Consider the following 15251-nt stretch of genomic DNA (forward strand, 5'->3'; position numbering starts at 1 on the left):
TTGATCACGATTGATTCCAGTAACAAACCGTATTGTGTAATTATTTCTATAGCAGCTCGCTATATAGGCTTGTATACATCGAATAATTTGAAAATCAAAGAGATAGGTAGATTTTCACTCGAAAGTAGTATTACGTGTAAGTGAGGAGTAATTATTGTTCGGTATCAAAGGGAGACAAAAAAAGCGCCCTAAAGGCGCTTTTTAGATTCAGAAAAATTGGGTATTAGCCAATATATTCCAGTCCGTTCATATACGGACGCAGAACTTCTGGTACTTCAATACGACCATCAGCCTGCTGATAGTTTTCCATTACTGCAACCAGCGTACGACCAACAGCCAGACCAGAACCGTTCAGGGTATGAACCAGACGGGTTTTCTTGTCCGACTTGCTGCGGCAACGTGCCTGCATACGACGTGCCTGGAAATCCCAAACGTTGGAGCAGGAAGAGATCTCACGGTAGGTGTTCTGTGCCGGGATCCATACTTCCAGGTCGTAAGTTTTGCAAGCGCCAAAGCCCATGTCGCCAGTGCAAAGGATGATTTTACGGTACGGCAGGCCCAGCAACTGCAGGACTTTTTCTGCATGACCAGTCATCTCTTCCAGCGCCGCCATTGAGTCTTCTGGGCGCACGATCTGCACCATTTCAACTTTGTCGAACTGGTGCATACGGATCAGACCACGGGTGTCACGACCATATGAACCGGCTTCAGAACGGAAGCATGGGGTGTGGGCGGTCATCTTAATTGGCAGATCATCTTCATCGATGATTTCACCGCGCACCAGGTTAGTCAGCGGAACTTCTGCCGTTGGGATCAGCGCATAGTTACTGGTGTCTGCTTCTTCTGCCAGCGGACGAGTATGGAACAGATCGCCAGCAAATTTCGGCAGCTGACCCGTACCGTACAGCGTGTCCTGGTTAACCAGGTACGGAACATAGTTCTCACTGTAGCCATGCTGTTCGGTATGCAGATCCAGCATAAACTGCGACAGTGCGCGGTGCATGCGAGCAATCTGCCCTTTCATTACCACAAAGCGGGAACCAGTCAGCTTAACTGCAGCTGCAAAGTCGAGGCCAGAGTGCATTTCACCCAGCGTCACGTGGTCACGAACTTCAAAGTCAAACTCACGCGGGGTACCCCAGCGGCTGACTTCAACGTTGTCATTTTCGTCTTTACCTACCGGCACTTCATCTGCAGGCAGGTTAGGGATGGTCAGCGCGATATCGCGAATTTCAGCCTGTAAAGCATCCAGCTCGGCTTTTGCTGCATCCAGCTCTTCGCCCAGTTTGTTCACTTCCAGACGTAAAGGCTCGATATCTTCCCCGCGCGCTTTCGCCTGGCCAATGGATTTCGATCGGGAGTTACGCTCCGCTTGCAGGTTTTCCGTTTTGACCTGCAATACTTTACGACGCTCTTCAAGAGCGCCCAGCTTATCTACATCCAGCTTAAAGCCCCGGCGTGCCAGTTTTTCAGCGACTGCGTCTGGCTCATTACGCAGCAGATTGGGATCGAGCATGCTTATCCTGTGCTTATCGAATTAAATGGGAGATGTGGCCACAGCCTGCGACCACAGGGATACAGTAACAACATTACCGCAACGATAACATTAACGGTAGCGTTTTATGGGGCTATTTTGATCCTGTTCAGCCAGCCAGGCGAGCTTTTCGCCAATCTTGCCTTCAAGGCCCCTGTTTGTCGGGAAATAATAGCGTGTTTGTGCTATTTCCGGCGGGAAGTAAACCTCACCGGCAGCATAAGCGTTTGCTTCATCATGAGCGTAACGATATTCCTGCCCGTAGCCCATTTCCTTCATTAATTTCGTCGGCGCATTACGCAAATGAACCGGCACGTCATAATCCGGGCGTTCGCGAGCATCGGCCAGCGCGGCTTTAAACGCAGTGTAGACAGCGTTGCTTTTTGGCGCGCAGGCCAGGTAAACAATCGCCTGAGCAATGGCGCGTTCACCTTCCGCCGGGCCAACGCGAGTAAAGCAATCCCAGGCCGCAATTGCCACCTGCATCGCCCGTGGATCGGCATTACCGACGTCTTCAGACGCAATCGCCAGACAGCGACGCGCGACATATAACGGATCGCCACCAGCGGTAATAATTCGCGCATACCAGTACAGCGCCGCATCGGGTGCGCTACCACGTACCGACTTATGCAGTGCGGAAATTAGCTCGTAAAAGCGATCGCCTTTGTTATCAAAGCGGGCGCTACGTTCACCGGCGATTTCGGTCAGTAATTCAGGCTTCAGGACCCGCTTACCGCTATCATAGACTTCGGCCATATCCGCCATCATTTCCAGCGTATTTAACGCCCGGCGCGCGTCGCCATTCACCAGTTCTGCAATGGCACGTCGTGTATCATCTGGCAGAACAATATCCTGACCACCATAGCCACGGGTTTTGTCTTCCATCGCCTGAGTTAGTACTTGCTCAATATCCTCTGTACTCAGGGATTTCAACAGATAAACACGGGCACGGGAAAGCAGTGCCGAATTAAGCTCAAACGACGGGTTTTCAGTGGTTGCGCCAATAAAAGTGATGGTGCCGTCTTCAATATGTGGCAGAAATGCATCCTGCTGGCTTTTGTTGAAACGGTGAACTTCGTCAACAAAAAGAATAGTGCGGCGACCTGCATTGCGGTTTTGCCGGGCGCGCTCGATCGCCTCGCGAATCTCTTTCACGCCAGAGGTGACGGCAGAAATACGTTCCACATCAGCGTTCGCATAGCGGGCAATCACTTCAGCGAGGGTTGTTTTGCCGGTACCCGGTGGCCCCCAGAGGATCATAGAATGCAAATGCCCGGCTTCGATAGCGCGCGGCAACGGCTTCCCCGCAGCCAGCAAATGTTGCTGACCGATATACTGTGCTAAATTTTCTGGCCGCATACGCGCGGCCAGAGGTTGAAAAGTATTATCCGAAAAATCGAGCGACAGATTGCTCACTCAGGTGCCTCTACTTACGTTGATCATCTACCGTGACGCCTTGCGGCGGGGTGAAGGTAAATTTCGCTGCATCCACAGCCCCATTTTGCTGGGATTTCAGCTGATAACTGCTGCGCTGATCGTCCTGCTCCACCGCGCTAAACTGATGGATTGTGCCATCACGTCCCACGTTAATGGTGAACTGCTTCAGATTGCCATTGCTGGCTTTCGGCGTCAGGACAAAGTCATCGCCATTCTGTTTGATATTGTACTGCTGCCAGTCGCTGGACTGGTTGCGGGCAATCAGCATAAACGGCGTATTACCGGTGGCATCTTTCAGCCAGGTTGCCGTAGCTTGCTCAACGAACGGGTTATAGAACCACAGTGTTTTACCGTCAGAAACCAGAATGCTTTCATCAGGTTGTGTCATATGCCAGTTGAATAAGTTTGGACGTTTCACCCACAGATCGCCCTGACCTTCCTGCACCGCCGCGCCGCTACCGTCAGTCACTTTTTGTGTGAAGCTGGCGTGGAAGCTGCTGACTTTATCCAGGCGGCTTTTCAGATCGCTTGCGGCATCAGCCCAAACGCTGCTTGCTACTAAGCTTGAGAGTAATGCACAGGTGATAGCAATTTTTTTCATCATTATTCCTCAAATTACGTCACTCCCGATCGGGAGTTCCCTCTACTCTCTATTCCAGGCTAATAATCAGCTTGAGGAAAGAAGAAAATACTGAATTTTCAGTTGATAGAGTGCCGGATGCGACGCTACCGCGCCTTATCCGGCAATGCATTAATTAGTCAAACGGCGGTGGGGCCAGCACTTCACGATTACCGTTGTGCCCCTGTTCGCTGACAATCCCCTGCGCTTCCATCTGTTCGATAATACGCGCTGCACGGTTATAACCAATGCGGAACTGACGCTGTACGCCAGAAATTGACGCTTTACGTTTTTCAGTGACAAACTGCACCGCCTGATCGAACAACGGATCCAGTTCTTCAGCGCCATCGAAACCACCCGCACCACCTTCGCTTTCGCTGTCGGAGGTGATGCCATCAACATACTGTGGGCGACCACGCGCTTTCCAGTCCTGCACCACGGCATGAACTTCCTGATCGCGAACAAAAGCACCATGGACACGTACCGGCAACGTGGAGTTCGGCCCAGAGTAGAGCATATCCCCCATACCCAGCAGTGATTCCGCGCCAGCCTGATCAAGAATGGTACGTGAGTCAATCTTACTGGATACGGTAAAGGCGATACGGGTCGGAATATTCGCTTTAATCAGACCAGTAATAACATCAACCGATGGACGCTGAGTTGCCAGTACGAGGTGGATACCCGCGGCACGGGCTTTTTGCGCCAGACGTGCTATCAGCTCTTCCACTTTTTTACCTACCGTCATCATCAGGTCGGCAAATTCGTCAACCAACACGACAATGTATGGTTCTTTTTTCAGCACCGGATGCTGGGCATCCATACTGTCACCCGGCTTCCAGTACGGGTCTGGAATCGGACGCATCATGCGATCGGCTTCAGCAATTTTTTCGTTATAACCTGCCAGATTACGCACACCCAGCGCAGACATCAGTTTATACCGACGCTCCATCTCGTTAACACACCAGCGCAGCGCGTTGGCGGCATCTTTCATATCAGTAACGACTTCCGTTAACAGGTGCGGAATGCCTTCATAAACCGAAAGCTCCAGCATTTTCGGGTCGATCATGATGAAACGCACATCTTCTGGCTGTGCTTTATAAAGCATGCTCAGGATCATCGCGTTCACACCGACAGATTTACCGGAACCGGTAGTCCCCGCAACCAACAAGTGCGGCATTTTCGCCAGATCGGCAACCACCGGCTCACCGGCGATATCTTTACCCAGCACCACGGTTAATGGCGACGGATTATCGCGGAATTTGGCGTTATCCAAAACTTCGCGCAGATAAACGGTTTGTCGTTTTTTATTTGGTAACTCCAGACCTACATAGGGTTTGCCAGGAATAACTTCAACGACACGCACCGCCACCGTCGAAAGTGAACGGGCAAGGTCCCGTGACAAGTTAGAAATGCGCGCCGCTTTTACGCCAGGAGCCAGGTTAAGTTCAAAGCGAGTGATAACTGGCCCCGGAGAGTAATTAACGACATCGGCTTTAATACGGAAATCAGCCAGACGCGCTTCCACCAGACGCGCCATTTGTTCAAGCGCAAAGGTATCTACCGGCTCCACTTCGCTCGGCGGCGGTGTCAGCAAATCCAGAGAAGGCAGCGGCGTCGTCGGTTTGTGCAACGGACGGCTGTCGCCATTACGCATCAACAGCGGATGAAGCAGGGTATCCTGCGGCTGTGGCGCAACTGGCTGTTGTGGCTGCTGATACTGCGGCTGCGGTGCAACCGGTTGTTGCGGCTGTTGATACTGCGGCTGCGGCGCAACTGGTTGTTGCGGCTGCTGATACTGCGGCTGCGGCGCAACTGGTTGTTGCGGCTGCTGATATTGCTGCTGTGGCGCAACCGGTTGTTGCGGCTGCTGATATTGTGGCTGCGGCGCAACCTGCTGTTGTGGCTGCTGATACTGCGGCTGTGGCGCAACCGGCTGTTGTGGCTGCTGATACTGCTGCTGCGGTGCAACCGGTTGTTGCGGCTGCTGTACAGGTTCAACAATTGGCGTAAACAGCGGTTCGTGTGGACCATCATCCAGCAACGCTTTCATTGGCGAAAATTCAAAATCATCCAGCGAGAACGGATTCGCCCCAGCCGGTTGTTCGCCGGAATAACGTTGTTGTTGAGTTTGCGCAAACTGACGAGCCAGTTCAGCCTCTGCCGCAGCATCTGCATCTTCTGCGTTTACGGGCACATCATGTTGATACTGTTCGCCATAGCGTTGCTGCTGTGTCTGGGCGAACTGACGTGCCAGTTCATCCTGCTGCCTCGCATCGATTTCATCATCGTTATACTGATCGCCAGAATCATACTGATTGCGCTGGGCTTCACGGGCTTTTTCTTCCGCCGCACGCTGTGAGGGCAGCTTAATACCGTAAGACGCCAATTCACGACGAGTTGGCACGCGGATACGTTTCGGTCGTGGCAACTGCGGGCCAATCCCCTCTTTGACCTGCGGACGCGGTCCACCGCTATTTGCCAGACTGAAGACTGGCGCGGCAACGGTTGCGGCAGCCCCCGTCGCCAGTGTCGCTTTTTTCACGCCAGATGCCAGCGGAGAAACAGCGGCAGCGGCTTCTACTGGAGGTACTGCTGCAACAGAAGGTGCTTTCAGCGAAGATTTGATCGGTTCTGGTTCTTTAACCGGTTCTGGAATCGGTTGATACCAGGCCGCAAGTTGTTCACGTTCACGGGCTCGCTTCTCTTCCACTTCTTCAAAATAGTAAAGCGGCGGACGCGCGGGTTTTGTCTCTTCTACAACGGGTTCAGGCTCCACAACAGGCTGCTGTTCAACGGGTTGCGGCTGTTGGTACAACGGCTCCTGAGCGGCTGGCTGCTGATAAGTTTGCTCAGTCTGGTATGTAGACTGTGGAGCAAAAGTGGATTGCTGCTCTTCGGCTTGCCAGGCGTTACCTGCCACCGGTTGTTCTGGCGCAGGGGCATAATACGGCTGTTGCGCAGGCTGTTCCGGCGCAGTTGCGTAATACGGTTGCTGAACAGGTTGTTCCGCCGCAGGAGCGTAGTAAGGTTGTTGCGCAGGTTGTTCAGCTGCAGGTGCATAATACGGCTGCTGCGGCTGTACTGGTTGTTGCAGCGGCTCATTATATTGCACTGCAGGCTGCGCATATTGTGACTGCTGTGGGTAACCTTCCGGTGCAGGAGCAATAACCGGCTCTCCCGTTTGTGGACCCGGTACAGGCTGCCAGGCTACTGTAGGTTGCGAAGGTGGAACATCAACAGAGGCAACAGGCGGCGTCTGAGTCACAGGTTCAACCGGCGCAGCCCAGCTTTGTGTCGCCGTGGTAGCAGCAGCTGCTACAGCGACAGGTTCGGTAATTGGCGCACCGTTTAATAATGGATCGTATTCGTCATATTCTGGCTGCGTTGCACGATTACCCGAAAATAGGACGTCGTCCGGGTCGGCAGCCACACCGCGTGCAGTGTAGGTAATCTCTTCGTCATCATCCATCCGCTTACCGGAGAACAACGCAGCGTCTGTTTGCCGCCCCATCGGATTAATGAATTTTTCCGCCAACCGTTTACGACGCGCTAGCGCGCCGCGAAGAATACGGGCACGGCGTGATTCATGCTGTTTGCCGTGATTTTCATCTTCATACTCTTCGTCGTCTTCATACTCATCTTCATCGACCCAGGTATCATCGCGACGGGTACGATTACTGGCGAAGGTGAGAATGTTTAAAATCCAGCCGCCGAGTTTTTCAGCAATGGTCACCCATGACCAACCGGTGAACAACGTCAGGCCCGCTGCCCAAACGCAGAGCAGCGCAATAGTTCCCCCGCTACTGTGTAGCAGTGGTTGTAGCGTAGTGCTTAGTAAGCTGCCAATGACGCCACCGGAGGCAAAATACCAGATATCGTCAGCGTTGATTGCCGCCAGACCACAGGAGGTAAGGATGAGCGCCAAAACGCCAATGATGCGTAGCGAAACGGCAAAATAATCAATGTATTCGTCGCTGGACTGATGACGCCAGGCAAACCAACAACCGCCGACAATAATGACGGGAATGGTGTAAGCCATCACGCCAAAAATAAAGAACAGCGTATCTGCCAACCACGCACCGGGCATCCCACCTAAATTATGGATAGGTTCATGCCAGGCCGTTTGCGACCAGCTGGGGTCCGAAGGGTTAAAGCTTAGTAAGGCAGCCATCAACCAGACGGCAAACAGGACAATAAGGATCAGCAACGCCTCCAGAAGGCGGCGGCCGCTACTTAACTTTGTCAATGTGACTTCTTTGTCTTCAGTGTATTCCTGGTTCAAGAAAGGCTCTCCAGGTTACAGGCTTTTCCTGCCCGATGCTAAAACGGACAACAGTACCAGGTTACCCCAGTACTGTTGCTGTATGGATTAACAGGAGTGTAATCAAAATACGCCGATTTTGCACCTGTTCCGTGTTAGCGCGTCTTAATAACCAGACGATTACTCTGCTTGACTTCTTCCATAACAACGTATGTCCGTGTGTCATTGACGCCAGGCAGACGCAGCAGGGTTTCCCCCAGCAACTTACGGTAAGCTGACATATCCGGCACGCGTGTTTTCAACAGGTAGTCGAAATCACCAGATACTAAATGACACTCCTGAATTTCTTCAAGTTTTTGTACAGCGGTATTGAATTGTTCAAACACATCCGGTGCGCCACGATTCAGAGTAATCTCAACGAATACCAGAAGTGATGCATCCAGATAATGGGGGTTAAGCAGCGCCGTATAGCCCTGAATAAACCCTTGTCTTTCCAGCCGACGCACACGCTCAAGGCACGGCGTTGGGGAAAGTCCCACACGTTTAGAAAGCTCGACGTTAGAAATACGCCCATCCTTTTGCAACTCATTAAGAATGTTACGATCGATACGGTCGAGATCTTTGCCAGGGCGCTTCTTGCTATCTACCATTATTATTGTCTCTCTGTATTCCTTCCCTACTCCTGTCTGACCCTGAAACATCACTGTTCAGAGTCGCTACCCGTCACGATAGACCGAAATCATGAAGATTCACGGCGCGCAATGCCTGGGTCTACGGTGAGAAGACCGTTGCCTTGTGGCAGCTATCGACATCACGAATGGCGTCTGTCCACGCCATACGTAGATTTCACTAGCACGGTAAACATGGTATTTACATACATGGTTATGCGCATATAAGAATACTGTTTTTTTTCTTCCTCGAATGTTTTCGCAAAACACCAGGGGATTGTCAAAGCAAAACATCGATTTTTAGTACAACATGCCAGATATTCATTAACAGGGGCGTTTATTCATCATTTAATCGGCTTATAAAGCGGGAAATTTAAGTAGCAGAGGTGATAATGACGGGAGAATTTGACCTGCTTATCGATGCTGCCGATTGCACAAATTGTTAACAAAATCGTCATACTCTTTTTTTACGTCTGTAAATTCCCTACAATCCTGCCCATTGTCTGCCAACAACTATGGGGATCTCATGGGCACGACCAAACACAGTAAACTGCTTATCCTGGGTTCAGGCCCGGCGGGATACACCGCTGCTGTCTACGCGGCGCGCGCCAACCTGCAACCTGTGCTGATTACCGGCATGGAAAAAGGCGGCCAACTGACCACCACCACGGAAGTGGAAAACTGGCCTGGTGATCCAAACGATCTGACCGGTCCGTTATTAATGTCGCGCATGCACGAACATGCCACCAAGTTTGAAACTGAGATCATTTTTGATCATATCAACAAGGTGGATCTGCAAAACCGTCCGTTCCGTCTGAATGGCGATAACGGCGAATACACTTGCGACGCGCTGATTATTGCCACCGGAGCTTCTGCACGCTATCTCGGCCTGCCCTCTGAAGAAGCCTTTAAAGGCCGTGGGGTTTCTGCTTGTGCAACCTGCGACGGTTTCTTCTATCGCAACCAGAAAGTTGCGGTCATCGGCGGCGGCAATACCGCGGTTGAAGAGGCGCTGTATCTGTCTAACATCGCTTCGGAAGTGCATCTGATTCACCGCCGTGACGGTTTCCGCGCGGAAAAAATCCTTATTAAGCGTCTGATGGATAAAGTGGAGAACGGCAACATCATTCTGCACACCAACCGTACGCTGGAAGAAGTGACCGGCGATCAAATGGGTGTCACTGGCGTTCGTCTGCGCGATACGCAAAACAGCGATAACATCGAGTCACTCGACGTTGCCGGTCTGTTTGTTGCTATCGGTCACAGCCCGAATACTGCGATTTTCGAAGGGCAGCTGGAACTGGAAAACGGCTACATCAAAGTACAGTCGGGTATTCATGGTAATGCCACCCAGACCAGCATTCCTGGCGTCTTTGCCGCAGGCGACGTGATGGATCACATTTATCGCCAGGCCATTACTTCGGCCGGTACTGGCTGCATGGCAGCACTTGATGCGGAACGCTACCTCGATGGTTTAGCTGACGCAAAATAATTTTACAAATCAGTAACAAAAGTAAAGAAGGCGACACCTTGCGACTATGGGTCGCCTTTATTTTTTCCCCGTTGTAACATTGCTCTGCAAATAATTCTGATAACTCACCTGCTAAGCGTGCAATGAATAAATCTCGTCAAAAAGAGTTAACCCGCTGGTTAAAACAGCAAAGCGTCATCTCCCAACGTTGGCTGAATATTTCTCGTCTGCTGGGCTTTGTAAGCGGCATATTGATCATTGCCCAGGCCTGGTTCATGGCGCGAATTCTGCAATATATGATTATGGAGAATATTCCCCGTGAAGCCCTGCTGCTTCCCTTTACGTTACTGGTTCTGACCTTTGTATTGCGCGCATGGGTGGTCTGGTTACGCGAACGGGTGGGTTATCACGCCGGGCAGCATATCCGCTTTGCCATCCGCCGTCAGGTTCTCGACCGTCTGCAACAAGCAGGGCCAGCGTGGATTCAGGGTAAACCTGCGGGGAGCTGGGCGACGCTGGTACTCGAGCAAATTGACGATATGCATGATTACTATGCACGCTATCTGCCGCAAATGGCGCTGGCAGTGTCGGTGCCGTTGCTGATTGTGGTGGCGATCTTCCCCTCTAACTGGGCTGCGGCGCTCATTCTGCTGGGCACAGCACCGCTAATTCCGTTGTTTATGGCGCTGGTTGGAATGGGGGCTGCCGATGCTAACCGGCGTAACTTTCTCGCTCTTGCTCGCTTAAGTGGGCATTTCCTCGATCGCCTGCGCGGCATGGAAACATTGCGTATTTTTGGTCGTGGTGAAGCTGAAATTGAAAGTATTCGTTCTGCTTCGGAAGATTTCCGCCAACGGACAATGGAAGTGCTACGACTGGCGTTTTTATCCTCCGGCATTCTCGAATTTTTTACCTCGCTGTCAATTGCTCTGGTGGCGGTCTACTTTGGTTTTTCCTATCTCGGCGAGCTGGATTTTGGTCACTACGATACTGGGGTGACGCTGGCTGCAGGTTTTCTGGCCCTGATCCTTGCGCCAGAGTTTTTCCAGCCATTACGCGATCTCGGTACGTTTTATCATGCTAAAGCCCAGGCTGTTGGTGCAGCTGACAGTCTGAAAACGTTTATGGAAACCCCGCTCGCCCATCCGCAGCGCGGTGAGGCGGAATTAGCATTGACCGATCCGCTGACCATTGAGGCCGAGGATCTGTTTATCACGTCGCCGGAAGGTAAAACGCTGGCCGGACCGCTGAACTTTACTTTGCCAGCAGGCCAACGTGCAGTGTTGGTTGGCCGCAGCGGTTCAGGTAAAAGCTCACTGCTGAACGCGCTTTCTGGTTTTCTCTCATATCAGGGATCATTACGAATCAACGGGATAGAATTACGTGATTTATCACCAGAATCATGGCGTAAACATCTCTCCTGGGTTGGGCAAAACCCACAATTACCGGCAGCAAAATTGCGGGATAACGTACTACTGGCGCGACCTGATGCCAGCGAACAAGAATTACAAGCAGCGCTGGATAACGCTTGGGTCAGCGAGTTTCTACCGCTCCTGCCACAAGGCGTTGATACACCTGTTGGCGACCAGGCTGCCCGCCTTTCCGTGGGGCAGGCGCAGCGCGTGGCGGTGGCCCGTGCGTTACTAAATCCCTGTTCGCTATTACTGTTGGATGAACCCGCTGCCAGCCTTGATGCTCACAGTGAACAGCGCGTAATGGAGGCGCTGAATGCCGCCTCTCTGCGCCAGACAACGTTAATGGTCACCCACCAGTTAGAAGATATTGCTGACTGGGATGTCATTTGGGTTATGCAGGATGGCCGGATTATTGAGCAAGGACGTTACGCGGAATTAAGTGTGGCTGGTGGCCCATTCGCCACATTACTGGCCCATCGTCAGGAGGAGATTTAAATGCGCGCTTTGCTACCCTATCTGGCACTGTATAAACGTCATAAATGGATGTTAAGTCTTGGTATTGTGCTGGCAATTGTGACGCTGCTCGCCAGTATCGGTCTGTTGACACTTTCCGGCTGGTTCCTCTCGGCCTCAGCGGTTGCGGGGGTTGCCGGACTGTACAGCTTCAACTATATGCTACCCGCTGCGGGCGTGCGTGGTGCCGCAATCACCCGTACTGCCGGGCGTTATTTTGAACGTCTGGTAAGTCACGACGCGACTTTCCGCGTGTTGCAGCATCTGCGCATTTACACCTTCAGCAAATTGTTGCCCCTCTCCCCTGCCGGACTGGCGCGCTATCGTCAGGGCGAATTGCTCAACCGCGTGGTGGCGGATGTTGATACGCTCGATCATCTTTACCTGCGCGTTATCTCGCCGCTGGTGGGCGCTTTTGTGGTGATTATGGTGGTGACAATCGGGTTAAGTTTCCTTGATTTCACCCTCGCCTTTACGCTGGGCAGCATTATGTTACTGACGCTTTTCCTGATGCCACCGCTGTTTTATCGTGCGGGAAAAAGCACCGGGCAAAATCTGACTCATCTTCGCGGACAGTATCGCCAACAACTGACGGCCTGGCTGCAAGGGCAAGCTGAGCTGACCATTTTTGGTGCCAGCGATCGTTATCGCACGCAACTAGAGAATACAGAAATTCAATGGCTGGAAGCGCAACGCCGTCAATCTGAACTGACCGCATTGTCGCAAGCGATAATGCTGCTCATTGGCGCGTTAGCGGTGATCCTGATGCTGTGGATGGCGTCTGGCGGCGTTGGCGGCAATGCTCAACCCGGCGCATTAATTGCCCTGTTTGTCTTTTGTGCGTTAGCCGCGTTTGAAGCACTGGCACCAGTAACGGGTGCATTTCAGCATCTGGGGCAAGTCATTGCCTCTGCCGTACGTATCTCTGACTTAACGGATCAAAAACCGGAGGTCACCTTCCCTGATACCCAAATTCGTGTTGCCGATCGCGTTTCGCTGACATTACGGGATGTTCAGTTCACTTATCCGGAGCAATCCCAACAGGCACTTAAAGGGATTTCTCTTCAGGTAAACGCCGGGGAACATATAGCGATTCTCGGGCGAACCGGATGCAGCAAATCAACACTGTTACAACTGCTGACCCGCGCATGGGACCCGCAACAGGGCGAGATTTTGCTTAACGATAGCCCCATAGCCAGCCTGAATGAAGCGGCTCTACGACAGACCATCAGCGTTGTTCCTCAGCGAGTGCATCTGTTTAGCGCCACGCTGCGTGATAATCTGTTACTCGCCTCGCCTAGCAGTAGTGATGAGGCTCTGTCGGAGATCTTGCGTCGCGTTGGTCTGGAGAAGCTGCTCGAGGATGCAGGTCTCAACAGTTGGTTAGGTGAAGGCGGACGCCAGCTCTCCGGTGGTGAACTGCGCCGTCTGGCTATCGCCCGTGCGCTGTTACATGATGCGCCACTGGTGTTGCTGGATGAACCTACCGAAGGCTTAGATGCCACAACCGAAAGCCAGATCCTTGAATTGCTTGCAGAAATGATGCGTGAGAAAACGGTGTTAATGGTCACCCATCGACTTCGCGGACTCTCTCGTTTCCAACAAATAATAGTGATGGACAACGGGCAAATTATTGAGCAAGGTACTCACGCAGAACTGCTTGCCAGACAGGGGCGTTATTACCAGTTCAAGCAGGGTTTGTAAGCTATTATTGAACGATCCGACTTGCGTGGAGTTTTGCGGTCATGCGCCTGGTTCAGCTTTCTCGCCATTCAATAGCCTTCCCTTCCCCGGAAGGCGCATTACGTGAGCCTAACGGCCTGCTGGCACTTGGGGGCGATCTTAGCCCTGCGCGCCTGTTAATGGCTTACCAGCGTGGTATTTTTCCGTGGTTTTCTCCAGGCGACCCCATCCTCTGGTGGTCGCCCGATCCCCGCGCGGTGCTATGGCCAGAATCACTGCATATCAGCCGTAGTATGAAGCGATTTCATAAACGCTCGCCCTATCGTGTCACGATGAATTACGCTTTTGGTCAGGTCATTGAAGGCTGTGCCAGCGATCGCGAAGAAGGAACCTGGATCACGCGTGGCGTGGTCGAAGCCTACCATCGCCTTCACGAACTCGGTCATGCCCACTCCATTGAAGTCTGGCGTGAAGATGAGCTTGTCGGCGGTATGTACGGCGTGGCCCAGGGAACGCTATTTTGTGGCGAGTCCATGTTCAGCCGGATGGAAAATGCGTCTAAAACGGCGCTTCTGGTATTCTGTGAGGAATTTATCGGTCATGGAGGTAAGCTTATCGACTGCCAGGTCCTTAACGATCACACAGCATCGCTTGGTGCCTGCGAAATTCCCCGCCGGGATTACCTTAATTATCTCAATCAAATGCGCCTCGGACGATTGCCGAATAATTTCTGGGTACCACGGTGCTTGTTTTCACCACAAGAATGAATGTTTTCGGCACATTTCTCCCCAGAGTGTTATAATTGCGGTCGCAGAGTTGGTTACGCTCATTACCCCGCTGCCGATAAGGAATTTTTCGCATCAGGTAACGCCCATCGTTTATCTCACCGCTCCCTTATACGTTGCGCTTTTGGTGCGGCTTAGCCGTGTGTTTTCGGAGTAATGTGCCGAACCTGTTTGTTGCGATTTAGCGCGCAAATCTTTACTTATTTACAGAACTTCGGCATTATCTTGCCGGTTCAAATTACGGTAGTGATACCCCAGAGGATTAGATGGCCAAAGAAGACAATATTGAAATGCAAGGTACCGTTCTTGAAACGTTGCCTAATACCATGTTCCGCGTAGAGTTAGAAAACGGTCACGTGGTTACTGCACACATCTCCGGTAAAATGCGCAAAAACTACATCCGCATCCTGACGGGCGACAAAGTGACTGTTGAACTGACCCCGTACGACCTGAGCAAAGGCCGCATTGTCTTCCGTAGTCGCTGATTGTTTTACCGCCTGATGGGCGAAGAGAAAGAACGAGTAAAAGGTCGGTTTAACCGGCCTTTTTATTTTGTGATATGTATGAAGTACTTTGGAAGTATAAGTCCATAACTTGTCTCGATGTAGATATACTGCACAAGTTGTTTACAGTATGAGCAAACAATAATTATCATTAAAATTCTTCTTGACCGTTTTACTCCAACTCCCTATAGTAGCGCCCCGTTGCCACCCATGAGGTTTGGTAGCAAAACAATTTGGTGAGGTGTCCGAGTGGCTGAAGGAGCACGCCTGGAAAGTGTGTATACGGCAACGTATCGGGGGTTCGAATCCCCCCCTCACCGCCATATTTAAAGAAGAGCTCGTACGAAAGTGCGAGCTTTTTT

At 51.8% G+C, this 15251-nt stretch carries 10 protein-coding genes and 1 tRNA gene; 6 read left to right on the plus strand and 5 right to left on the minus strand.

The genetic code is table 11. The features are described from left to right. Positions 1–223: 223 nt before the first annotated feature. From serS to lrp, 5 genes are all read right to left on the minus strand, one after another. Positions 224–1516: a serine--tRNA ligase gene (serS, locus tag ACUU1M_RS14090; RefSeq protein ID WP_000886676.1), complete on the minus strand. Its 1293-nt coding sequence runs from the start codon at positions 1514–1516 to the stop codon at positions 224–226. Positions 1517–1606: 90 nt separating this feature from the next. Continuing rightward, positions 1607–2950 (minus strand): replication-associated recombination protein RarA, encoded by a 1344-nt coding sequence (gene rarA / locus ACUU1M_RS14095; protein WP_000067747.1) that lies wholly within the window; start codon positions 2948–2950, stop codon positions 1607–1609. Between the two features lie 10 nt (positions 2951–2960). Continuing rightward, entirely contained in the window at positions 2961–3572 is a 612-nt protein-coding gene (gene lolA, locus ACUU1M_RS14100; RefSeq protein ID WP_001295343.1) for an outer membrane lipoprotein chaperone LolA, read from the minus strand. Positions 3573–3726: 154 nt separating this feature from the next. Beyond that, a complete protein-coding gene (gene ftsK / locus ACUU1M_RS14105) occupies positions 3727–7872 on the minus strand; it encodes a DNA translocase FtsK (RefSeq protein ID WP_001071219.1) in 4146 nt (1381 codons plus the stop codon). Positions 7873–8006: 134 nt separating this feature from the next. Continuing rightward, positions 8007–8501, minus strand: coding sequence for a leucine-responsive transcriptional regulator Lrp (gene lrp / locus ACUU1M_RS14110; RefSeq protein ID WP_000228473.1), 495 nt, complete (start codon positions 8499–8501; stop codon positions 8007–8009). 544 nt (positions 8502–9045) lie between these two features. On the opposite strand from lrp, the gene trxB reads away from it, so the two are divergent. From trxB to ACUU1M_RS14140, 6 genes are all read left to right on the plus strand, one after another. Further along, on the plus strand, positions 9046–10011 hold the full coding sequence (gene trxB, locus ACUU1M_RS14115; RefSeq protein WP_152028980.1) for a thioredoxin-disulfide reductase: 966 nt from the start codon (positions 9046–9048) through the stop codon (positions 10009–10011). A gap of 122 nt (positions 10012–10133) precedes the next feature. After that, a complete protein-coding gene (gene cydD, locus ACUU1M_RS14120; protein WP_001043635.1) occupies positions 10134–11900 on the plus strand; it encodes a heme ABC transporter permease/ATP-binding protein CydD in 1767 nt (588 codons plus the stop codon). Continuing rightward, the gene (gene cydC, locus ACUU1M_RS14125) at positions 11901–13622 is read left to right on the plus strand and encodes a heme ABC transporter ATP-binding protein/permease CydC (RefSeq protein ID WP_001202213.1); all 1722 of its coding nucleotides are present in this window, start codon (positions 11901–11903) and stop codon (positions 13620–13622) included. Between the two features lie 41 nt (positions 13623–13663). After that, positions 13664–14368 (plus strand): leucyl/phenylalanyl-tRNA--protein transferase, encoded by a 705-nt coding sequence (gene aat, locus ACUU1M_RS14130; protein WP_001241678.1) that lies wholly within the window; start codon positions 13664–13666, stop codon positions 14366–14368. Positions 14369–14652: 284 nt separating this feature from the next. Beyond that, entirely contained in the window at positions 14653–14871 is a 219-nt protein-coding gene (gene infA, locus ACUU1M_RS14135; RefSeq protein ID WP_001040187.1) for a translation initiation factor IF-1, read from the plus strand. 253 nt (positions 14872–15124) lie between these two features. Further along, positions 15125–15212: transfer RNA gene (locus tag ACUU1M_RS14140), tRNA-Ser, on the plus strand. Positions 15213–15251 lie beyond the last annotated feature (39 nt).

The sequence above is a fragment of the Shigella sp. SIG6 genome (assembly GCF_053555815.1).